The 20,485-nt window shown below is 70.9% G+C and carries 21 protein-coding genes; 13 read left to right on the top strand and 8 right to left on the bottom strand.

The features are described 5' to 3' along the window. Window positions 1-4: 4 nt before the first annotated feature. The 3 genes from ACFXI3_RS29375 to ACFXI3_RS29365 all read right to left on the bottom strand — a co-directional run bounded on the left by ACFXI3_RS29375 (window position 5) and on the right by ACFXI3_RS29365 (window position 2,092). Entirely contained in the window at window positions 5-418 is a 414-nt protein-coding gene (locus tag ACFXI3_RS29375) for a hypothetical protein (protein WP_378403805.1), read from the bottom strand. Window positions 419-553: 135 nt separating this feature from the next. After that, a complete protein-coding gene (locus tag ACFXI3_RS29370) occupies window positions 554-1,372 on the bottom strand; it encodes a hydrolase (RefSeq protein WP_378403803.1) in 819 nt (272 codons plus the stop codon). 33 nt (window positions 1,373-1,405) lie between these two features. Continuing rightward, entirely contained in the window at window positions 1,406-2,092 is a 687-nt protein-coding gene (locus ACFXI3_RS29365) for a helix-turn-helix domain-containing protein (protein ID WP_378403801.1), read from the bottom strand. Between the two features lie 183 nt (window positions 2,093-2,275). Here ACFXI3_RS29365 and ACFXI3_RS29360 point away from each other — a divergent pair, with 183 nt between their 5' ends. Both ACFXI3_RS29360 and ACFXI3_RS29355 read left to right on the top strand, forming a co-directional pair. Next, entirely contained in the window at window positions 2,276-3,457 is a 1,182-nt protein-coding gene (locus tag ACFXI3_RS29360; RefSeq protein WP_378403799.1) for a cytochrome P450, read from the top strand. A gap of 3 nt (window positions 3,458-3,460) precedes the next feature. Then, entirely contained in the window at window positions 3,461-4,273 is an 813-nt protein-coding gene (locus ACFXI3_RS29355; protein ID WP_378403797.1) for an oxidoreductase, read from the top strand. A gap of 66 nt (window positions 4,274-4,339) precedes the next feature. Here ACFXI3_RS29355 and ACFXI3_RS29350 read toward each other — a convergent pair whose 3' ends face one another. From ACFXI3_RS29350 to ACFXI3_RS29330, 5 genes are all read right to left on the bottom strand, one after another. Beyond that, window positions 4,340-4,654 carry a winged helix-turn-helix domain-containing protein gene (locus ACFXI3_RS29350; RefSeq protein ID WP_378403795.1) on the bottom strand — a complete coding sequence of 105 codons (315 nt, stop codon included), beginning with the start codon at window positions 4,652-4,654 and terminating at the stop codon, window positions 4,340-4,342. A gap of 3 nt (window positions 4,655-4,657) precedes the next feature. Continuing rightward, window positions 4,658-5,128 carry a hypothetical protein gene (locus ACFXI3_RS29345; protein ID WP_378403793.1) on the bottom strand — a complete coding sequence of 157 codons (471 nt, stop codon included), beginning with the start codon at window positions 5,126-5,128 and terminating at the stop codon, window positions 4,658-4,660. A 171-nt stretch (window positions 5,129-5,299) separates the two neighbouring features. Further along, window positions 5,300-6,439 carry an alkaline phosphatase family protein gene (locus ACFXI3_RS29340; RefSeq protein WP_344273324.1) on the bottom strand — a complete coding sequence of 380 codons (1,140 nt, stop codon included), beginning with the start codon at window positions 6,437-6,439 and terminating at the stop codon, window positions 5,300-5,302. Window positions 6,440-6,643: 204 nt separating this feature from the next. Continuing rightward, window positions 6,644-7,315, bottom strand: a complete 672-nt coding sequence (locus ACFXI3_RS29335; protein WP_344273327.1) for a response regulator — start codon at window positions 7,313-7,315, stop codon at window positions 6,644-6,646. Continuing rightward, window positions 7,312-8,913, bottom strand: coding sequence for an ATP-binding protein (locus ACFXI3_RS29330; protein ID WP_378403791.1), 1,602 nt, complete (start codon window positions 8,911-8,913; stop codon window positions 7,312-7,314). The genes ACFXI3_RS29335 and ACFXI3_RS29330 overlap by 4 nt, the downstream gene beginning before the upstream one ends. 274 nt (window positions 8,914-9,187) lie before the next feature. On the opposite strand from ACFXI3_RS29330, the gene ACFXI3_RS29325 reads away from it, so the two are divergent. From ACFXI3_RS29325 to ACFXI3_RS29275, 11 genes are all read left to right on the top strand, one after another. Continuing rightward, a complete protein-coding gene (locus ACFXI3_RS29325; protein WP_344274477.1) occupies window positions 9,188-9,988 on the top strand; it encodes an ABC transporter ATP-binding protein in 801 nt (266 codons plus the stop codon). Next, window positions 9,985-10,848 (top strand): ABC transporter permease, encoded by an 864-nt coding sequence (locus ACFXI3_RS29320; RefSeq protein ID WP_378403789.1) that lies wholly within the window; start codon window positions 9,985-9,987, stop codon window positions 10,846-10,848. The genes ACFXI3_RS29325 and ACFXI3_RS29320 overlap by 4 nt, the downstream gene beginning before the upstream one ends. Before the next feature lie 34 nt (window positions 10,849-10,882). Further along, window positions 10,883-11,923, top strand: a complete 1,041-nt coding sequence (locus tag ACFXI3_RS29315; protein WP_344273336.1) for an ABC transporter substrate-binding protein — start codon at window positions 10,883-10,885, stop codon at window positions 11,921-11,923. 248 nt (window positions 11,924-12,171) lie between these two features. Continuing rightward, window positions 12,172-13,179, top strand: a complete 1,008-nt coding sequence (locus ACFXI3_RS29310; RefSeq protein WP_378403787.1) for an LLM class flavin-dependent oxidoreductase — start codon at window positions 12,172-12,174, stop codon at window positions 13,177-13,179. A gap of 12 nt (window positions 13,180-13,191) precedes the next feature. Beyond that, window positions 13,192-13,629 (top strand): nuclear transport factor 2 family protein, encoded by a 438-nt coding sequence (locus ACFXI3_RS29305; RefSeq protein ID WP_378403785.1) that lies wholly within the window; start codon window positions 13,192-13,194, stop codon window positions 13,627-13,629. A gap of 2 nt (window positions 13,630-13,631) precedes the next feature. Continuing rightward, on the top strand, window positions 13,632-14,438 hold the full coding sequence (locus ACFXI3_RS29300) for an alpha/beta fold hydrolase (RefSeq protein WP_378403783.1): 807 nt from the start codon (window positions 13,632-13,634) through the stop codon (window positions 14,436-14,438). Beyond that, on the top strand, window positions 14,435-15,373 hold the full coding sequence (locus tag ACFXI3_RS29295) for a DUF1028 domain-containing protein (protein WP_378403781.1): 939 nt from the start codon (window positions 14,435-14,437) through the stop codon (window positions 15,371-15,373). Before ACFXI3_RS29300 ends, ACFXI3_RS29295 begins: the two co-directional genes overlap by 4 nt. Then, window positions 15,370-16,515 (top strand): M20 family metallopeptidase, encoded by a 1,146-nt coding sequence (locus tag ACFXI3_RS29290; RefSeq protein WP_378403779.1) that lies wholly within the window; start codon window positions 15,370-15,372, stop codon window positions 16,513-16,515. The genes ACFXI3_RS29295 and ACFXI3_RS29290 overlap by 4 nt, the downstream gene beginning before the upstream one ends. Window positions 16,516-16,544: 29 nt before the next feature. Next, window positions 16,545-17,609 carry a DUF917 domain-containing protein gene (locus ACFXI3_RS29285; RefSeq protein ID WP_378403777.1) on the top strand — a complete coding sequence of 355 codons (1,065 nt, stop codon included), beginning with the start codon at window positions 16,545-16,547 and terminating at the stop codon, window positions 17,607-17,609. After that, the gene (locus ACFXI3_RS29280) at window positions 17,606-18,898 is read left to right on the top strand and encodes a hydantoinase/oxoprolinase N-terminal domain-containing protein (protein ID WP_378403775.1); all 1,293 of its coding nucleotides are present in this window, start codon (window positions 17,606-17,608) and stop codon (window positions 18,896-18,898) included. Before ACFXI3_RS29285 ends, ACFXI3_RS29280 begins: the two co-directional genes overlap by 4 nt. Beyond that, window positions 18,895-20,472: a PucR family transcriptional regulator gene (locus ACFXI3_RS29275; RefSeq protein ID WP_378403773.1), complete on the top strand. Its 1,578-nt coding sequence runs from the start codon at window positions 18,895-18,897 to the stop codon at window positions 20,470-20,472. The genes ACFXI3_RS29280 and ACFXI3_RS29275 overlap by 4 nt, the downstream gene beginning before the upstream one ends. Window positions 20,473-20,485 lie beyond the last annotated feature (13 nt).

The raw sequence follows: 20,485 nt of genomic DNA, 5'->3' as shown, positions 1-20,485 counted from the left end.
GACGTCACCAGCGGATGCCGCTCCGGTCCACGGTGTAGGTGCCGTCCGGCTCGACGGTGAGGGTCACCCACGGGTTCACGCCGTCCGCGCCGACCGTGCCCTGGCACGCGAATTCGCCTCGGGAATAAACCGTCCGGCCGGTGCCGTCCTTCGCGGGCTCGCTGTACGCCGCGACCAGGCCCACCCACCGGCAGGCCTGGTTGAGCACCTGGTGCGTGACCGTCACCTCCACCGAGGTGATCTTCGAATCCTGCGCACACCACGAAACCTGGTCGGAGTACTTCCACACCCCTTCGTTGGCCAGTTCGACCGGGGCGGTGGACCAGCACCCGGTCCCTCCCTGCGCCGCGCCGGTGACGAACGGGACGGCGGCGAGCAACCCCGCCGTGACAGCCGTGAGTGCGCCGGCTCTGAGCATGACAACCCCCTCGTTTCCGTGTCCTCCCAATGTGTTGGCTGTCCGCAGGACCCGCAAGACGCGGAGGCGGCGGGTCCAGCAGACGTTCAGTGGGTGTCCAGTCCGCCCGCGGCTTCGCGCGCTGGTGGCCGCGGGTCAGCCGAGATGGTCGTTGGTGCCGTTGACCCAGGCGATGTATCGCTGTGCGGAGCGGCGTACGGCGGCCTTCGCGTCTGTCTGCAGCGAAGCTCCGGTCAGGGCGTAGAGCCGGTCGAATGCGTAGGGTTCGAGCCGATCCACAAGCCGCTGGACGAGAGCGGCGGAAAGCGGGATCTGGTTGGGGTAGCTGCGCATGAACGTCACCCAGCCCGGCGCGGCGACCGGCACGATGGTGTCGCCGACCAGCAGCGTGCCCTTCTCCGTCGCGATGTGCGCGACCGCGGCTCCCGGGAAGTGCCCGCCCGCTTCGACGAGGGTGATCCCGGGCAGAATCCGTTCCGCGCCTTGCCATTCGCGGATCACCGGGTCTTCCCGCCGCACCCATCGCCGGTCGGCGGAATGCACCAGTACCGGGACGTTCCCGAGGCTGTGGCTGAGGCTCACCTGCGAGCCGTACATGTGCGGATGGCTGGCGACGATCGCCGCGGCGCCGCCGAGTTCGGCGATCTTGTCGAGCAGCGGCGGGTCGAGGGCGTTGGGCGGATCCCACAGCAGGTTGCCCGCGCCGGTCTGGACCAGGTAGGTCCGCTGGCCGATGCCGAACCCCGGTTCGCGGTGCAGGCGGTGGATTCCCGGCTCCGGTTCCTCGTGGACCAGGTCGTGCGGGTCGGCGGCCAGTTTGTCCATTGTGGTCCACACCTGCCCGGCGGCGGGGACGTATTGCCGTTCGTCCGCGCAGATCCGGCAGATTTCGGCCGGAGGCTCCTCGGTGTCGGGATGCTCGACCCCGCACGTCCCGCAAATCCAGATGGTCATGCGCTCACCCTGGTACCTCCAGTTCGCTGGAGGTCAAGACCTCGTGCTGCGGGAAACCTGCCGCCAGTGTTCGGCGGCGTCGATCATGTCCTGCCGGATGTGCCGAAGCCACTGACTGGTCGTGAGCAGCCGGATGCCGACCAGCGTGTCCCCGCCGAACAGCTCCGCGCCCTGGCGGGTGAAATCGGCCCACTGCGCCATGCCGTCCATGCTGGCCAGCCAGGCCCGCTGCCACACGTGGTCGTCGATCAGGTAACGCTCGCGGCGGCCGTCCCGCTCGCGCTGCAGCAGCCCGCGTTCTTCCAGCCAGGCAACGGCTTTGGAGACCGACGCCGGGCTGACGCGCAGCCGGGCGGCGAGTTCGGTCGCGGTGCGGCTGCCCGATTCGGCGGTGAACAGGCAGATCAGGACCCGCGCCATCATCGAGGGCATTCCGGTCTGCGCGGCCATCCGCGCGAACTGTGTCTCGAAGTCGCCGCGGGTCCGCGGATCGGCCGCTGCCCGGACCGGCGGGGCGGGCGGCGCGGCGGGGGCGCGGCGGCGCGCTCGTCGCCGGGCGGCTTGCTCGGCGCGGTCGGCCCGGTAGTCGTGCGCTCCGCCGTTGCGGGCGACCTCGCGGATCACCGTCGACTTCGGCCTGCCCAGCCGCCGGCCGATCTCGGCGTAGCTCAGTCCGTCCGCCAGCCCGGCCGCGACGCGCTGGCGTTCCGGGTAGCTCAACCTGCCACCTGACATCCGCTTCGTCTCCGCCCTCGAGCCAGACCCGCCATCGATGCGTTCAGCTGCAGGCCAATGCATCGATAATGCTGGTTTGGCCTGCGCAAATGCAGATCCACTGTTTGCGACACCATGAAACATCGCCCTACGGTTTCCCGCAAGAGGTTCACCGGAAGGGAGCTGGCGATGACCAGGACACTGCCGACCGAGCGGGCGGCGGGCCAGCCGTTCGACCCGCCGCCGGGGCTGGCCGAGCTGCGCGGGAAGAATCCGCTCAGCCGGTTGGACTACCCGGACGGGCACGCCGGATGGCTGGTGACCGGACACGCGCTGGCCCGGGAAGTGCTGGCCGACCGCCGGTTCAGCGCGCGGGTCGAATTGCGGCACCTGCCGATTCCCGGAGCCGTCACCAGCGACCAGCCGGCGCCTCCGGGGATGTTCGGCAGCATGGACGCACCCGAGCACACGCGTTACCGGCGGCTGCTCGCCGGCCAGTTCACCGTCCGCAGGATGCGCCGGCTGACCGAACGGATCCAGGAGATCGCGGACGAATGCCTGAACGCCATGGCCGAACGCGGCAGCCCGGCCGACGTGGTCCCGGCGTTGGCGCAACCGCTGCCGGCACAGACGATCTGCGAACTGCTCGGAGTTCCCTACGCCGAGCGGGACCGGTTCCAGCAGCACGCGCTCGCCCTCTTCCGGCTGGACAACACGCCCGAAGAGACCGGCGAAGCCTACGGCGCGGTGCTCGGCGTCATCGGCGAATTGATCGCCGCCAAGCGAAAAGCTCCCGCTGACGACGTGCTCAGCGACCTGACCGGCAGCGACCTCACCGATACCGAACTGGTCAACATCGGCTTCTCCCTGCTGGGCGCCGGACTGGACACCACCACGAACATGCTCGCGCTGGGCCTCTTCGCGCTGCTCGAACACCCTGACCAGCTCGCCCTGCTGCGCGACGACCCGGAGCTGGCCGGCAACGCGGTCGAAGAACTGCTGCGCTACCTGAGCATCATCCCGTTCACCGTCCGCACCGCGCTGGAAGACCTCGAACTCGGCGGCGAACACGTGACCGCCGGCGAATCGGTCACCGTCTCGGTGCCCGCGGCCAACCACGACCCGGAGCACTTTCCCGCACCGGAAAACCTGGACCTGCGCCGCAAAACCAGCGGTCACGTCGCCTTCGGCCACGGCATCCACCAATGCCTCGGCCAGCAGCTCGCGCGCGTCCAGATGCGGGTCGCCCTGCCTGCCTTGCTGAGCAGGTTCCCGTCGCTGCGTCTCGCCGTTCCCGCCGAAGACGTCGCCGTGCGCTCCGACATGCTCATCTACGGCGTCCACCACCTGCCTGTCGCCTGGGAGGCCTGAACCGTGCCGAAAGTGTGCTTGGTGACCGGAGCGTCCGCGGGAATCGGCCGCGCCACCGCTTTGGAACTGCTGAAGGCGGGCTACCTCGTCTACGGAGCCGCGCGGCGGGTGTCCAAAATGGACGAACTCCGTGCCGCTGGCGGCCGTCCGCTCGCCATGGACGCCCGCAGCGAGGCGGGCCTCGACCGCGCCGTCCGCACGGTCCTGGACGAACAGGGCCGTATCGACGTCCTGATCAACAACGCCGGGACGGTGCTGCACGGAGCCGCCGAAGACGTCCCGCTGGCGGCCGCGCGCGATCAGTTCCAGGTCAACGTTTTCGCGCCCGCCAGGCTCGTCCAGCTGGTGCTGCCCGCCATGCGCGCGCAAGGGTCGGGCCGCATTGTCAACGTCTCCTCGATCGGCGGGGAGATCAGTCTCCCGCTCGGATCCTGGTACTACGCCTCGAAACACGCGCTCGAGGCTTATTCCGACACGCTGCGGATGGAGGTCCGGCCTTTCGGCATCGAGGTCGTGGTCATTCAGCCCGGCATCATCAAGACCGAATTCGAGGACCAGACCGCTTCGCAACTCCGGGAATACTCCGGAAACGGCCCGTACGGGCACATGGCCGAGGCGATGGCGAGCAAATCCGAAACCGGTCTCTCGGACGGTACTGATCCCGCTGTCGTGGCCGAGACCATCCGGCGGGCGGTGGAAGCTGACCCGCCGGAGACCCGCTATGCGGTGGGGTTGCACGCGGAGGAGCTGCTGAAGCTCAACCGGACCTTGCCGGACCGGGATTTCGACGAGTTGGTGACCCGTTCGATCCGGTAACGGAGGCCGGGACGCCTCGTGTCCCGTGTCGTTGGCGTCCCGGCCCGGAAACCGCGCGGCACCGAGTCAATCGCGCGGTTGCCGGGTGCCGTCCGAACGGGCTTGCACGGCAATGGTTTGCAGGGCGGAGAGGTGCTTGGCCAGGGTGTCGCGGCCGCTGTCGGTCAGGTTGAGCCACGTGCGCGGCCGCTTGCCGACGTAGCCCTTGCGGACGTCCACGTACTCGTTCTTGGAGAGCGTGGAGACCTGTTTGGACAGTGCGGAGTCCGACAGCTTCACCGCGTCTCGCACGAACCCGAACTCGGCCCATTCGGCGGCGGACAGCAGCGCCACGATGGCCAGTCTCGTCGGGTCCAGCAGGAGCTGATCGAGGTCGGCCACCGTTCAGTCCTTGTCTCGCCGGCGAAGCAGCCACAGCTGGAACCTGGGGCCGAGGAAGATGATATAGAGCCCGGCCAGCGCGCCGTAGACGATCGTGCCGTGCGGGATGTGCAGCACCGGGACGGCGACGGCCGCGACGATCGCCAGGCCGAGCACGGGCGCGACGCGCCAGACGGCGGGAGGCAGCGCCCGGCTCGACACCGAAACCGGACGGCCGAGCAGGCTGCCGCCGGTCCGGGTGCGCAGGACCACGACCAGCGCCAGTGCGACGGCCAGCACGACAAAGGTCAGCCAGGGCCGTGTCCAGGTAATCAGGTCGATGGCGACGGTGTAGCCGAACACGACCAGGCCGGCGACGATCGGAATCCACCGCGCGCCCAGCGCGGAGGCGAGCACCCGCTCCCGGCTCTCCCGGGCCGTGCGCAGCGCCGCCGCCGCTTGTTCGGGCGTCGGTTTGTTCGCTGGTTCGCTCACTGCTGCCACTCCTTCGCGGCGCAACCTCTCAGGCAAGTACTTGCCTGAGGAGAAAGTACCTCTCGTTTTCCCCTGAGGCAAGTACTTGCCTGAGCGCTGACCAGTGAGGTCCGACGCCGTGCCGAGCGGCCCGGGCGGGTCGCGAGCGGCAAGAGCTCGGCCGGTCTGTCCTTAGTGGACGGTCAACGGCACGTCGTTCGGCGGGGGCAGCGTGCCGCCGCCGCGCAGCAGGATCGGCCCGACCGGAGCCGGTTTGGCGACCGGGGGCGGCGGCACCGGGGTCGGTGTCGGTGTGGGTTTCGGCGGTGCGGGCTGGGTGATCGCGGTGCCGTGCGCCGGGGGCGGCGGGTTCAGTTTCGCGCCGGGGGAGAGGTCGACGAGGTCGGCGAGCCCGGGGTCGCCGTCGACGCGCGGGACGCCGAGCTTCGGCAGCTTCAGCAGGTCGATGACGGTCTTCGGGATGCTCGGATGCCAGGACCAGCGGTGGTCGATCCCGGGTTTGACCCGTCCGCCGAACATCAGCAGCGGCACGCGCGGGCCGTAGGCGAGCTGGACGCCGTCCGGAGTGATTTCGACGTTCGGCGTGGCGACGTGGTCGTCGAAACCGCCCCAGTCGTCCCAGGTCAGCAGGAAGACCGTCGAGTCCCAGAGCCCGGCCTTCACGATCGCGTCGACCACCTGCCACACGGTGTCCTCGCCCTTGCCGACGTCCGCGGGCGGGTGCTCGTCGTAAGGCGAGTCGTGCCAGACCATCGACAGCGCGGGCAGCGCGCCGGCCTGGGCGTCGGCGATGATCTGGGCGGAGCGCACGATCTCGGGCGACCCCTTCAGCTGCTGGTAGAACTCGACCGGATACCCGCTGGTCCCGGTGTAGGCCTTCCAGCTCACGCCGTGGTCGGCGGCGAGCCCGGGCAGGGACGGCAGGTCCCACACCGGGTCGGCCTGGCTGCGCGGCGGATTGCGCAGGGTGGGCGTCTGGCCGCCGACGATCAGCAGGTGGTTCGGCGTCGAATTGGTGCCGTAGCCGGCGCAGTGGTTCTCGACGAACGCGCCGCTCGCCGCGAGCCAGGCGTAGAACGGCAGGTCGGCGACCGTGTCGAACTGGACGTGCGCGCCGGTGCTCTTCTTCGTGAGCCAGCGGTAGTAGGCCTTGCGGTCGTGCGGCTGGTCGGACTTCGGCGGGTTGGGGGAGACCGGCCAGCCGGTCGCGACGTTCGCGCCGAACGCGGCCATCGAGCGGAAGTAGTTGTCGGTGGTGTGGTTTTCCTGGACCAGGACGACGACGTGGTCGATCGGGCCGGTGGCGGCCATGGCGATCCCTTCGGTGCTCCGGCGGGCGGGCGGCCGGGTGCTCCGGTCGCGCCGGTTCCGCTGAATGATCGCCCGCCGCCGGCGCCCCGGCCACCGGGAAACCCCGATGGGAGCAACCGGAATCCCTTGTGCTGCCCGGGATATCGCCGATTGCGCGGAAGGGGCTGTTCGCCGGGTTCGCGCCGGGAGTCCGGGCCGCCCGGGTCAGTGCTGGGCGGCGACCGCGTACCGGTGCGTCGGGCGGCCCGCGCTTCCGTATTCCAGTTCGAGGCTGAGGAAACCGCGGCGGTGCAACTCGCTCAGATGGCGTTGCGCCGTGGGACGGCTGATGCCCAGCGCGCTCGCGAGCTCCCCGGCGCCGAGCGGCTGGCCGGCCCGGCGCAGCGCGTCGAGCACCTTGCGCATGGTCGGGGGAAGCGGGTCCGTGCGCGGTGCGGAGCCGCGCAGAACGGAATACAGACTGTCCACTGTGGCCTGATCTACTTCGCCGCTGCCGGAAGCGCGTTCGCACCAGCTCCGGTACGCCGTCAGCTGTTCGCGCAGCTGCTCGAAACCGAAGGGCTTGACGAGGTAGTAGGCCGCGCCGAGCTGGATCGCGGAACGGACCGTGCCGAGGTCGCGGGACGCGGTGATCACGATGCACCCCGGCGGGGCGGCGCCCGAACGCAGGTCGCGCAGCAGCGAGAGGCCGTCCTCGTCGGGCAGGTAGATGTCGAGCAGCAGCAGGTCCGGCCGGACTTCCTCGACGCGGGCACGCGCCTCCGCCGCGGTGTGGGCCTTGCCGACGGCGGCGAAGCCGGGCACGCGGTCGATGCTGGCGGCGTGGATCGCGGCGACGCGGTAGTCGTCGTCGATGACGAGAGTCCGGATCGTCATGCGTACTCCGCGGGTTCGAGCGCGGCGCGGGATCGGGAATTCGGGAGCAGCACGTCGAATCGCGCGCCGGCCGAGCCGTCCACGGCGATCGATCCGCCGGAGCGGCGCACCAGCCGGTAGACGAGGGCGAGACCGAGTCCGCGGCGCATGCCCGGACGCGGGGTCTTCGTGGTGTAGCCGTCGGCGAAGATCTCCTGCAGCGCTTCCTCCGGGATGCCGGGACCGGTGTCGGAGACGGCGATGCGGACGTCCGGGCCGAGGGCGTCGACGAGAACCCGCACGCGGCGTTCTCCCGGCTGGCCGGCCACGGCGTCGACGGCGTTGTCGATGAGGTTGCCGAGCACGGTGACGAGCGCGCCGGGATCGGCGGTGCTGAGGTCGAGCCCGGAACCGGGGTCGACTTCGAGGCGCACGTCGCGTTCGGCGGCGATGGCGACCTTGGCCGAAAGCAGCGCGGCGAGTTCCGGCGGGGAGAACCGGGCGCGCAGATCGGTCGCCTGCGCGGCCGGGCCGTGCGCGATCTCGGTGAGGTAGCGGCCGGCTTCCTCCGCTTCGCCCAGGCCGAGGAGCCCGGACAGGACGTGCAGCCGGTTGGCGAATTCGTGTTCCTGCGCGCGCAAAGCGGTGGTCAGGCCGGTGACGGCGTGGAGTTCGCGCACCAGGCCTTCCATCTCGGTGCGGTCGCGCAGGGTGAGCACCGAACCGGCGTCCTGTCCGGAAAGGACGACCGGCATTTTGTTGACCACCAACAGGAATTCGTCGGTGAGGACGACCTCGTCGTCGGCGGCGGGCGCGGCGAGCAGGTCGCGGAGGCGGCCGGGCGGGACGAGTTCGCACAGGTCGCGGCCGCGGGCGGCGGAGGGGATTCCGAGCAGCCGGCGCGCTTCGTCGTTGATCACCTCGACGCGGCCGTGCCGGTCGAGGCCCACCATGCCCTCGCGGATGCCGTGCAGCATCGCCTCCCGTTCCTGGAGCAGGGACGCGATCTCGGAGACTTCGAGGCCGAACGTCGCGCGCTTGATCCGGTGGGAAAGCAGCAGGGACGCCGCCATTCCGATGGCCAGCGCCAACCCGGAGTAGAGGAGCACCCAGGGAATGTCGCTGACCAGCTCGCTGGTGACCTGTTCTTCGAGGATTCCCACCGAAACCTGGCCCGCCACCCCGCCGTCCGGACCGGAGATCGGCGCCTTGCCGTTGGCGGACCGGCCGAGGCTCCCGTTGTCGATCCCGAGATGGCCCTGGCCGTCGAGGGCGGCCACCGGTTCCTCGATGCGCTCGCCGACGAGCGCGGTGTTGGGATGGGAGTAGCGCAGCCCGGACCGGTCGGTGACGACGACGTACGACGCGCCCGTGGCCCGGCGGACCTGCTCGGCGGCGGCTTGGATGGCGCGGCCGGGATCGCGCCGCACGAGGGCGTCGCGGACGGACGGCATCTGCGCGACGGTGTTCGCGATCCCCAGCGCGCGCTGTCCGTATTGCGTGTCGAGGGTCTGGCCGGCGAGCTTCACGTAGAGCAGAGCCCCGGCCGAGACAGTGGCGAGCAGGATCCCGAGCACGGCGACGAGGATCTGCGAGGCGAGGGGACGTGACCGCCACATGACCGCTCCGCTCTGCCACTTGTCGTAGGGGCGTCCCGCATGACACCACGAGACCGCGCGGATGCCAAGAAACCGCGGCCGGTACGCCCGGATCGTCCGGTCCGGCGTGCACTTAATGAGCAGAAACCGAGAAAAGCGCACTGATCGCAGGTATCGCACGCAACATTCCGCCGCGCCGCGGCGCTTCTTAGCCTCCTCGAACGGAATCGGCCCCGATCGAGAGGACGCCACCGTGCACGCACCCAGATCCGGACCGCCCGGCGCCGCCATCGCCATGCGGGACGTCACCAAGCAGTTCGCGACCGAGGGCCCGGAGCCCTACACCGCGCTGCGCGACCTCGACCTGGAGGTGGCTCCCGGCGAGTTCTGCGCGGTCGTCGGACCCACCGGCTGCGGCAAGTCCACCACCTTGACCCTCGTCGCGGGCCTGGAACAGCCGTCGGCCGGCACGGTCCGGGTGCACGGCGCGGACGTCTCCGGCATCACGCCCGGGGTGGGGTTCATGTTCCAGACCGACGCGATCCTGCCCTGGAAAACGGTGCTGGACAACGTGTCCGCGGGACCGAGGTTCCGCGGCGTGGCCAAGGGCGCGGCGGTGTCCGGCGCGCGGGACTGGATCCGCCGGGTCGGGCTGAGCGGGTTCGAGGACCGGTACCCGCACCAGCTGTCCGGCGGGATGCGCAAGCGGGTCGCGCTCGCGCAGAACCTCATCAACGAGCCGCGGATCCTGCTCATGGACGAACCGTTCAGCGCGCTGGACGTGCAGACCCGGGCGAAGATGTCCGACGAACTGCTGTCGCTGTGGGAACTTACCCGGCCCGCCGTGGTGTTCGTGACCCATGACCTCGAAGAGGCGATCGCGCTCGCGGACACGGTGGTCGTGCTGACCGCCGGGCCGGCGGCGACGATCAAGGCCCGGTTCGCCATCGACCTGCCGCGCCCGCGGGTGGTGCAGGAAATCCGCTTCGAACGCCGGTTCGTCGACCTGTACCAGCAGATCTGGGACGCGCTGCGCACGGAGGTCGATCTGGCGTACGCGCAGACCACCCGGATCAGCGGGGAGGCGGGAGCATGACGACCGAAGTGGACTCGCCCGCGAGCCCCGCTGCCGGAGCTGCAGCAGTTGCTCGCCGTTCGCGCCGCCGGATACACGCCGTCCTGGTCCACACCGTCCAGGCGGCGGTGCTGGTGGTGCTTCTCGGCGGCTGGCAGCTGCTCGTGCAAGGAGACCAGCACGCGATCGTGCTGTACGGCCTTCCCTCGGGCATCTTCGACCGGTTGCGGTCGTGGGTCACCGAGGGCACCGCGCTCGGCTCGCTCGGCAGCCAGATCTGGACGACGATCGAAGAGGCGCTGATCGGGTTCGCCATCGGCACGGTGCTGGGCATCGTCTGCGGCATCGCGCTCGGCCGGATCCGGTTCCTGTCCGAGGTGTTCGGCCCGTTCATCAAGGTGCTCAACGCCATTCCGCGGATCGTGCTCGGCTCGGTCTTCGTGCTGGCGTTCGGGCTCGGGCTGGAATCGAAGATCCTGCTGGTGATCGTGCTGGTGTTCTTCGGGGTGTTCTTCAACGCCTTCCAGGGCACCCGCGAGGTCGACCGGACGTTCATCGCCAACGCCAGCATCCTCGGCGCCTCGCGGTGGCAGGTGACCCGGCAGGTCGTGCTGCCGTCGGCGTTCACCTGGATCATCGCGAGCCTGCACGTGAGCTTCGGCTTCGCGCTGATCGGCGCGATCGTCGGCGAGTTCCTCGGCGGCTACGCGGGTCTCGGCGTGCTGATCAAGAACGCGCAGGGCACCTTCGACGCGAGCGGCGTGTGGGCGGCGATGGTGATCATGGGCGTCGTCGCGCTCATCGCCGAATGGCTGATCACCCGCCTCGAACGCCGGCTGCTGCGCTGGCGGCCCGCCCAGCTGTCCGGTCCGGACCTGTAACCCCCGATTTTCCGCTCGAACAAAGGAGATCCCCGTGTCCGCGAAGAAATTGGCGGCCGTGCTCGCCGCGGCGCTGCTCGCCGTGGCCGGCTGCGCCTCGACCGCGAGCCAGAACGCAGGCACCAGTTCCACCGGCGGCACCGGCACCCCGGTGAGCATCATGGTCGGCGGCTTGAACAAGCAGATCTACCTGCCGTTCATGCTCGCCCAGCGGCTCGGCCTCTACCAGAAGCAGGGCCTGAACGTGACCCTGCAGGACGAGGGAGCCGGGGTCGACGCGACCACGAACATGGTGGCCGGAAAGGTCGACGGCGTCGGCGGTTTCTACGACCACACCATCGCCATGCAGGGGCTCGGCCAGTCGATGGAATCGGTGGTGTCGATGCTGACCACGCCGGGCGAAGTCGAACTGTGCCGCAACGAAGTGCGCGGCCAGATCCATTCGCCCGCCGACTGGTCCGGCCGCAACCTCGGGGTGACCGATCTCGGTTCCTCCACGGACTTCCTGACCCAGTACCTCGCGCAGAAGAACGGCGTCGACCCCACGAAAATCCACCGGGTGGGCGTGCAGGCCGGAGCCACGCTGATCGGAGCCTTGCAGCACGGCAACGTCGACTGCGCGATGACGACTGAGCCGACGGTGTCCACGGCCCTGGCCCAGGGCGCCGCGTTCGTCCTGCTGGACATGCGCACCGCGGCCGGCACGAAACAGCAGCTGGGCGGCCAGTACCCCGCGACGTCGCTGTACATGACCACGAAGTACGTGGACAGCCATCCCCAGGTGGTGCAGAAGCTCGTGAACGCGTATGTCGAGGCTCTCAAATGGATCCAGGGCCACAACGGCGCGCAGCTGGCCGACGTGATGCCAGCCGACTACTACGCCGGTTCCGGAAAAGACGCCTACGCCAAGGCGTTCGACAACGAGAAGGGCATCTACAACCCGACGGGCATCATGCCGCCGGACGGGCCGAAGACCAACCTCACTGTCTTGCAGGCGTTCAATCCGGATGTGAAGGGCAAGCAGATCGATCTTGGGAAGACGTACACGGACAAGTTCGTGACCGCCGCGCACTGATGCGGAACTGCTGTGCCCGGGCGCCTCGCGGTGCCCGGGCACAGCTGGCGTTTGGAGGCATTGGCTGGCGAATCGTCACCCGTGCAGAGCCGGAAGCCTCGAACCTCGGCTCAGCCCCTGCCCGTCCGCCTTGTGCACCGTGCACCACCGCCCTTCCTCCGTTTCGTCGCCCCGCCCGAAGCGCCGCACCCACCGCACTTCCTACCGTCGAGCTCAACGTTGTGACCCCGCACGACAGGAGCCCGCCGATGACCCGCCTTTCTCGCAGCCGGCTGGGGGTGCTGCTCGGCAGCACCACTCCGCCCGAACAGATCGGCAAGCAGGCCGCGGCCGCGGAGACCGCCGGTTTCGGGGAGTTGTGGCTGCCGGAGGACTACTTCTTCCTCGGCGGCATCGCGGGGGCCGCGCTGGCGCTCGGGGCGACGTCGCGGGTTCCGGTCGGCATCGGCGTGGTGTCGTCGGTCGTGCGGCATCCGGCGCTGCTGGCGATGGAGGTCAGCACGCTCGCCCGCGCCTACCCGGGCAGGCTGATGCCCGGGATCGGGCACGGCGTCCCCGCCTGGACCGCGCAGATGGGCCTCACCCAGCGGTCGCCGATGAGCGCCCTGCGCGAAACCCTCACCGCCGTCCGAGGACTGCTGCGCGGCGAGACGATCGACGAGGAGGGCCGGTTCGCCGCGTTCCGCGAGGTCGCGATCACCCACCCCGTCCCCGAGCGGGTGCCGCTGTTCACCGGGGTGCTCGGGGACAAGGGGCTCGACCTGACCGGACGCTTGGCCGACGGCCTGCTGGTGAGCGCGCTCGCGCCGGTCGAGTACGTGCGGAGCGCGCGGCGCAAGCTGGACGAGGCGGCGCGGGCGGCCGGGCGGGACGAGCGCATCACGATCACGGTTCTCGCGGCGGCCAACGTCACGCGGGATCCCGGGCAGGTGGCCGCCACCAGGGAAGCGCTCAAGGCGGTTCTCGCCTTTTACCTTGCCGCGACTGGTCCAGGACCGTTGTTCGGCGCGGTCGATGCCAACGAGCAGCTCGCGGACATGCTCTCGCGCGGCGGTCCCGAGGTGGTCGCCGCCGAGATGCCGGACGCCTGGCTCGACGTTTTCGGCGTAGTGGGCGGGCAGGACACCGCGCGGGCGCGCCTCAAGGAATACCTCGACGCCGGTGCGGACAACGTCGCCATCGCGACCGTCGTCGCGGACGGCGCGGAAGAAACTCTCGCCGCGGTCGGAGAACTGACCGGCGAATTCACTCACTGAAAGGGCACGACCATGAGCACTGACCGCGAGCGAATCCTCGAGGTGCACGAAGGCTGGTACGAGGCGAACGTCGGCCTCGTCGCCGACCGGATGCTGCAGTACTTCCCGGAGGGCGACGGCTACCACCAGTTCAACCTCAACGGCCACACCTATCACGGCGTTCTCGACAAGCACCGCCTGTGGGTCAACGCCGCGAAAATCGGGCTGAGCATCACCGCGATCAAGGACACCGCCGGCCCGGACGTCCAGGTTTTCGGGGACGTCGCGCTGCTCACCGCCGAGGGAACCGCGGACGTGCTGGCTCCGGGTCAGCAGGACGCCGTCCCGACTCCGTTCCGCACCACCGAATTCTTCCGCCGCGACGACGGCAAGGGCGGCCCGGACTGGCGGATCTGGCACATGCACGTCAGCGTCCAGGACCCGCAGATGCCCAAGCACGGAACGGAATGAGGATGAGCTTGGACCGCGTCAGCATCCAGGGCCGGACTGGAAAGCTGTCGGTGCTGCGCACGGCGGACGGCCGATCCGGCGTGCCGCTCGTGCTCCTGCATCCGATCAACTCCGCGGCGGCGGTCTGGGAGGACGTCGCCGCGCGGCTCGACCGCCCAGTCGTGGCGCCGGACCTGCGCGGGCACGGAAACTCCGGGCAGACCGGCCCGTTCACCGTCGAGGAAGGCTACGTTCCGGACGTCCTGTCGGTCCTCGACGCTCTGGGGCTGGACGAGGCGCACCTGGCCGGAGGGTCGCTCGGCGGCACGATCAGCGTCGCGCTGGCCGCGCTGCATCCCGGCCGGGTACGCAGTGTCGCCACGTTCGGTTCGACGCTGGGCACCGGCGTTCCGGCCGAGGCGATCGCCGCGATGGTGCGCGAGCTCGAAGCCCAGGGGACCGCCGGGTACTTCGCGGATCAGGTCCCGCAGATCGTGGGCCGAAAACACCGCGACTCGGCGCGCATCAGGGAGGTGATGGCGGAAGCGGTCGGCACCCGGCCGACGACGGTGGTCGCCGAAATCCTGTATGGAGCGTTCGGCGCGGACATCCGGCACCTGGCGGGAAAGGTTGCCGCGCCGGTGCTGGCCGTGGCTGGCACCGAGGATCCGACCTGCCCGCCCGCGATGTCGCGCGAACTGGCCGAAGCCACTGGCGGCACGGCGAAAGTGCTGGAAGGAACGGGTCACCTGCCGATGCTCGAGGAAACCGATCAGGTGGCCGGACTCATCCGGAAACACCTCGCGACCGCCGAGGAAGGAAGGCCGTGACGTACTCGATCGTCGCGCGCGATCCGGTCACCGGCTGGCTCGGCGTCGGCGCCCAGACCCACTTCTTCGGCGTCGGCGCGTTGCTGCCCTGGGCCGAGGCGGGCGTCGGCGCGGTGGCCACCCAGGCGTTCGTCAACGTCGACTACGGGCCTCGCGGCCTGGAGTTGTTGCGGGCGGGCGTACCCGCGCCGTCCACTGTGGACCTGTTGATCGCGGAGGACCTGGATTCCGGGTACCGCCAGCTGGGAATCGTCGACGCCCGGGGCTCGGTGGGTGCGCACACCGGCGAGTCGTGCGCGCCGCACGCCGGTTCCGCGCGCGGGCATCAGGTGACGGTGCAAGGAAACATGCTGGCCGCTCCGGGCGTGTGCCAGGCCGCGCTCAGCGCCTTCGAGACCGCGGACGGCGACCTCGCTGACCGCATCCTCGCCGGGCTCCGGGCCGCGGACAGCGCCGGGGGAGACGTGCGCGGTTCGCAGTCGGCCGCGCTGCTGGTCGTGTCCGGCCGCCGCGGGCCGACGCCCTGGAACGAGGTGGTCGTCGATCTGCGCGTCGACGACCACCCGGATCCGCTCGCCGAGCTGTCCCGCCTTCTCCCGCGTTCGCGGGCATTCGGCGCGGTCGGCGGAGTGATGTTCACCCGCGGTCTGACGCTCGGGCCGTTCGAGGGGGTCGCCCCGGACGAATTGGACGAGCGGCTGAGAGACCTCGCGTCGGCGGCGGAGGTCATCGGGCCGGACAACCGCGAGGCCGACTTCTGGCGTGCGGTGCTGCTCGCCCGCGCCGGACGGCATCGGGAAGCCGCCGACCTCTTCGCGGAGGTAGCGGCGTTCCGTCCCGCGCTGCTGGGATTCGCGAAAGGCCTGGCCCCGCTGGGCTTTCTCGACCGCGAAGCCCTCGCCGAGATGACCGCGCACCTCGAGGAGCCGGCATGAACCCCGCAGCCGCGGTCCAAACCGCGCGGGTGACCGAACTGGCCGCGAGCCTGATCCGGTGCGACACGCGGAATCCGCCCGGCGGCGAGCGTCCGGCGGTCGAACCGCTGTGCGCGGCCTTGGCCGAGCTGGGCGCCGAGATCGAGATTTTCGAGCCCGAGCCGGGCCGTCCGTCGGTCCTGGGCCGCATCGGGTCCGGCGACGGTCCCACGCTGCTGGTCAACGGGCACGTGGACGTCGTTCCGGTGTCCGAAGAGGACTGGTCGGTGCCGCCCTTCGGCGGCCTGGTCCGGGACGGGCTGCTCTACGGCCGCGGCGCCTGCGACATGAAAGGCGGGATCGCCGCGGCGCTCGAAGGGATGCGCGCCTGCCGCGACGCCGGAATCGCGCCGCCCGCGAACATCGTCTTCCACCTCGTGGCCGACGAGGAGACCGGCGGCCGGTTCGGGACGGAGGCGCTGGTCGCGGCCGGGCTGGTGCACGCGGACGCGGCCGTCGTGCCCGAACCGAGCGAGCTGCGGGTCGGGGTGGCCGAACGCGGCTCGCTGATGGTGGAGATCGTGGTGCGCGGCCGGGCGGGGCACGGCAGCGACCCGGCGGCCGGGCACTCGGCGGTGGCCGACGCGGCGCGGATCGTCTCCGCGCTCCACCTCGCCGATTTCGGCGACAGCGAGCATCCGTTCCTGGGCACTCCCACCGCCAACGCGGGAACCATCGCGGGCGGCACCGCCGTCAACATCGTGGCGGCCGAATGCCGCCTGCGGATCGACCGGCGCGTGCTGCCCGGCCAGACCCGGGACGAGGCGCTGGCCACCGTGACCGGGTTGATCGACGCCGCGGGCGTGTTCGACTACGACGCGGACGTGCTCGCCTTCGCCGAGGGATCCGAACTGGCCCCGGAGCACCCGTTCGTCGCGCAGGTCCGGCGGGCGGCGGGCGACGCGCCGGTCCGCGGGCTGAAACTCGGCACGGACGCACGGTTCCTCCGCAACCAGCTCGGCATCCCGACCGTCGTGTACGGACCCGGGTCCATGACCGTCGCGCACACCGCCGACGAGTACGTGCCAGTCGCCGAACTGACCGCCGCCGCCCGCACGTTCGCCCGGCTGTATGCCGGTTTCCGGGGTGTCACGACCTCGTGAGCAGCCACGACGGCAGTTAAGGTTTGCGCATGGAACACGTCGCCGAGTCCGCGATCGACGACGTGGTGCGCGGTGCCGTGCACTTCGGGAGCGGAGGCGGCGGCGACCCGTACCTGGCACAGCAGCTTCTGGTCGCGGCCGTCCGGCGGCACGGGCTGATCCCGCTCGTCACCGCCGACCGACTGCCGCCGGACGCCCTCGTCCTCCCCGTGGTGTCCGGCGGAACCCCGCACACGCTCGTCGAGAAGGCGCACAGCACCGTCGAGGCGGAGACTCTCCGGACCGCGGTGGAAGCACGCGCCGGACGGAAGTGCGCGGCGATCCTGCCGATCCAGCTCGGCAGCGTCAACGTGGCCGTCCCGCTGGCCGTCGCCGCCCAACTCGGCCTGCCGTGCCTCGACCTCGACCTGATGCGCCGCACGCTGCCCTCGATCGACCTGACGTTGCTGCGGCTGGCCGGGTTCTCCGTCTCGCCGATCACCGTGGTCGGCGGCTCTGGGGTGGTCGCCGAGTTCAGCCAAGGCTCCAGTGCTGTGCTCGGCGAGCTGGTGCGGGCCGTGCTGCCGCCGCTGGGTCTCGTGGCGCTGATCAGCGCGTATCGGGTGACCGCCGGGGACTGCGCGCGGCTCGGCACTGTCGGGTCGATCAGCGAGTGTGCCAGGATCGGCGCGGCACTCGCCGAAGACGGATACGACCCGTACCTGCGTGCCTGCGGCGGACGCCTGGTGTGCACCGGGACCGTCGCCGAAGTCCTGCAGCACTCGTCGGACGGCTGGCCGCGCGGCGTGGTTTCCCTCGATACCCCAGAGGGTTTCGTGCGGATCGACTTCCAGAACGAGAACCTGATCGTCAGCCGGGAAGGCACGGTGCTGGCGACCGTTCCGGACCTGATCGGCGTCGCGGACGCGGACACGGGTGCGCTGACGCAGACGATCGACCTCGCCGTCGGCCAGGAAGTCCACGTGCTCGCCAGCCCGGTCGACGAGCGGTGGCACACGCCCGAAGGACACGCGGCGGCCGGGCCGCGCGCGTTCGGCTACGCCGTCGACCCGGTGCGATTCGACGGTTCGACTCCGCTGGCCGGCGCCCGATGAGCCGGTTGCGAGTGGGCCTCGACGCCGTCGCCGCCCGAGCCGTGGCGGTGGACGAGCGGAGCCGGATCGTGGCGTCCCGCCGAGGACTTCCCGAGGCTGACTCGCCGTCGCGATTGCTCGGCGCACTCGTCGCGGAAGGGATCGACGCCGAGGCGATCGACCGGGTCGTGGCGATCCTGCCGGAGCCCGTGCCTGCCGAGGCGGGAGCTCGCGTCGGGGTCCTGCGCATCGGCGGCGCGACCGCGCTGCCGCCGCTCGTGGGCTGGCCGACCGGGATGTCCGGCGCGCTGGCGGGACCGGTCGCGATGGTGCGGGGCGGGCACGAATACGACGGCACCCCGTCGGCGCCGCTGGACCTGGCCGCGGTGGCCGAATTCGCCCGCCGGTGCGCCGGAAACGTGCGCGCGGTCGCGCTCGCCGGAGTCCACGGGCTGGAGAATCCCGACCACGAACAGCGGGCCGCGGCCTTGCTCGCCGACGTGCTCGGTCCGGAGATCCCGGTGCGGAAAGGCAGCGAGACCGAAGCGATCGGGTTGCTGGAACGGGAAAACACCGCCGCGCTCGACGCGGCTCTCGCCGAGTTCGCCCGCGCCCGGATCGCCGAGCTAGGCGCGGCCGTCCGGACGCACAATCCCGAGGCGGAGCTGTACCTGGTCCGCGGCGACGGAACGGTCCTGCCCGAACTCGCCGCACAGCGTCAGGCCACGGCGTGTCTCGGCGCGGCCCGGGCGGCGATGCTGCACGGCGCCGCCCGGCTGGCCGGAGTGCCCGCGGCCGTGGTGGTGGAAACGACTGGCGGCCAGACTGTCGTCGGGACGACCCGTGGCGGGTTGCTGCCGGAATCGGGCGCACACCGGGAATTCGGCGGCATCCGGATCGGCGCGCGCCTGCCTCGGCTGACCGTGCTGAACCGCGAGAGTTCTCTCTCCGCAGCGGTGGCCCGCGCGCGGTACGGGTACGACGATCTTCCCGTCGTTCTCGTCGGAGACCGGTCCGTGCCCGACGCGATTCGGCTGCCGGACGGCGATCTCGCGGCCGCGGTGGGGGCGGCGACCGCGGAGGCAGCGGGCTCGGTCGACCGGATCTTCTGGCAGGGCACCGGCGGAAGGGAAGATTCGGCAGCTCGCGCCCGGCAGCTGGCCCGGGACGCCGCGGTCCGCGCCGGAGCCGATCCCCCCACCCTGCGGGAAACGCCGGTGAAGGAGGCGCTGATGACTTACGTTCCGGTGCCGGCCGCGCGCCTGCAGGCGACCGCGGTGGGGCCGATCCTGGAACCGGTGGCGCCATGACGGTCACCTTGGCCCAGCTGCTGGACCTGAACCTGGTCGAGCACTACGAGGTGCTCGCGGGCGAATCCGGGCTGAAGCGGCCGGTCGGGGCGGTCGTCGCGGGTGCCGCGGTGCACGAGATTTCCGAACTCGCCCCGCGCAGCGTGGTCGTGTTCGGCCGGGAGCAGCTCGTCCTCGACGACCTCGCCGCGGATCTCGCGATCCGGCTGGCAGGCAGCGCGGGACTGTCCGGGATCGTCGCGGCCCGCACGCACCGGCCGGTGCCCTTCGCCACCCGCAGGCTCGCCGACCGGCTCGCGCTGCCGCTCATCGGCGTCGACGACATCACTCCCACCGGGGTGGTCACCGCGTTCGCCTCCTACGTCAGCGCCCCCGAGATCGCCGGCCTGCGCGTGCTCGGCGACGCCTCGCGCCGCTTCCAGCGCCCGCCCGCCGACGCGAACGCGCTCGCCTCGCAGCTCACCGCGACTCTCGGCGAACCGGTGGCGCTCGTCGACGCCGAAGCCCGTTTCGTGGCCGGCGATCCGGCTGTGCACGCGCTGTTCGGCCGGTGTGCCGACCCGGCGCTGCTGGCCGATTCGCGACCGGTCGCCCTGACTGTCGGCGTGGACGGCGAGCTGATGCTGCACCCGGTCCAGGTCGTCGCGACCGGGCCGGCGGTCTATTGGATCGTGGTGCAGCGGCCTCGCTTCGCGGCCGGGGTGCTGCTCGAACCGGTCCGGCGCGCGATCGCGATCGCGGCGCTCTCGTTCGCGGTGCACGTGGCGGGGGAAGCCCTGCGCGACGAACGGGAACACCGGCGCCGATCGCTGCTGCTCAGCGAAATCCTGGAACAGCCCGGCGAACCGGGACGCGGCACCGTCGAGCGGGCCACCGCGCTCGGCTGGCGGCTCGCCGGACGGCACACCGCGGTGCAGGTGCAGACCGCGGATGTCCCGGCCGCGCTCCGGATGTCCGCGCTGGGTACGGAATTGGAGGCGCGGCTGGCCGAACACGGCATCGACGCGAGGCTCGTCGAACGCGCCGACGGATGGCTGTTCTGGCTGACCGCCGACGCCGCGGATCCCGGCCCGCTGCTCGATCGGCTGGCCAAGACGCTCGCCGCCGTCGAAGCGGAACATCCGGGGCTGCGGCTGTGCGCGGGAGTGGGCCGCGCACACACGGGCGCGGCGGGCATCGGCCGCTCCGCCGAACAGGCCCGCCGCGCGGCCTTGCTCGCCCACACCTCGCACCGCCGGGCGGTCGTGGAGCACATCGACGCCGGCTCCGCCCGGAAACTGATCGCAGGCTGGTACGGATCCGCTCCGCTGCGCGGGGCGGCAGCCGACCTGCTCGCACCGCTCGACGAGGCAGATCCCTCCGGCGGCCTGGTCCGCACTTTGCGGTGCTACCTGGATTCCCAGTCGTCGGCGAAGGCGGCTGGGGTCGCTCTCGGGGTGCATCGCAATACTGTGATGCAGCGGATGGAGCGGATTGCTGAGCTGTTGGCTGTCGATCTCGGCGATCCGGACGATCGTCTGGCCGTGCATTTGGCGACGCGTGCGGCGGGTGTGGATTGGGATGAATCTGGCTGACGTCGCGCATGGG

The sequence above is a fragment of the Amycolatopsis sp. NPDC059235 genome, assembly GCF_042754125.1.
GTDB lineage: Bacteria > Actinomycetota > Actinomycetes > Mycobacteriales > Pseudonocardiaceae > Amycolatopsis > Amycolatopsis albidoflava.
The sequence above is the reverse complement of the archived record's forward strand: the minus strand, read 5'-3'. Positions and strand labels throughout refer to the sequence as shown.

Coding starts and splice junctions, on each gene's coding strand:
- ACFXI3_RS29310 (WP_378403787.1), top strand. CDS start 12,172: ATGACCCGCCTTTCTCGCAGCCGGCTGGGGGTGCTGCTCGGCAGCACC.
- ACFXI3_RS29285 (WP_378403777.1), top strand. CDS start 16,545: ATGGAACACGTCGCCGAGTCCGCGATCGACGACGTGGTGCGCGGTGCC.
- ACFXI3_RS29280 (WP_378403775.1), top strand. CDS start 17,606: ATGAGCCGGTTGCGAGTGGGCCTCGACGCCGTCGCCGCCCGAGCCGTG.
- ACFXI3_RS29290 (WP_378403779.1), top strand. CDS start 15,370: ATGAACCCCGCAGCCGCGGTCCAAACCGCGCGGGTGACCGAACTGGCC.
- ACFXI3_RS29305 (WP_378403785.1), top strand. CDS start 13,192: ATGAGCACTGACCGCGAGCGAATCCTCGAGGTGCACGAAGGCTGGTAC.
- ACFXI3_RS29300 (WP_378403783.1), top strand. CDS start 13,632: ATGAGCTTGGACCGCGTCAGCATCCAGGGCCGGACTGGAAAGCTGTCG.
- ACFXI3_RS29335 (WP_344273327.1), bottom strand. CDS start 7,315: ATGACGATCCGGACTCTCGTCATCGACGACGACTACCGCGTCGCCGCG.
- ACFXI3_RS29325 (WP_344274477.1), top strand. CDS start 9,188: ATGCGGGACGTCACCAAGCAGTTCGCGACCGAGGGCCCGGAGCCCTAC.
- ACFXI3_RS29370 (WP_378403803.1), bottom strand. CDS start 1,372: ATGACCATCTGGATTTGCGGGACGTGCGGGGTCGAGCATCCCGACACC.
- ACFXI3_RS29320 (WP_378403789.1), top strand. CDS start 9,985: ATGACGACCGAAGTGGACTCGCCCGCGAGCCCCGCTGCCGGAGCTGCA.
- ACFXI3_RS29330 (WP_378403791.1), bottom strand. CDS start 8,913: ATGTGGCGGTCACGTCCCCTCGCCTCGCAGATCCTCGTCGCCGTGCTC.
- ACFXI3_RS29360 (WP_378403799.1), top strand. CDS start 2,276: ATGACCAGGACACTGCCGACCGAGCGGGCGGCGGGCCAGCCGTTCGAC.
- ACFXI3_RS29275 (WP_378403773.1), top strand. CDS start 18,895: ATGACGGTCACCTTGGCCCAGCTGCTGGACCTGAACCTGGTCGAGCAC.
- ACFXI3_RS29375 (WP_378403805.1), bottom strand. CDS start 418: ATGCTCAGAGCCGGCGCACTCACGGCTGTCACGGCGGGGTTGCTCGCC.
- ACFXI3_RS29340 (WP_344273324.1), bottom strand. CDS start 6,439: ATGGCCGCCACCGGCCCGATCGACCACGTCGTCGTCCTGGTCCAGGAA.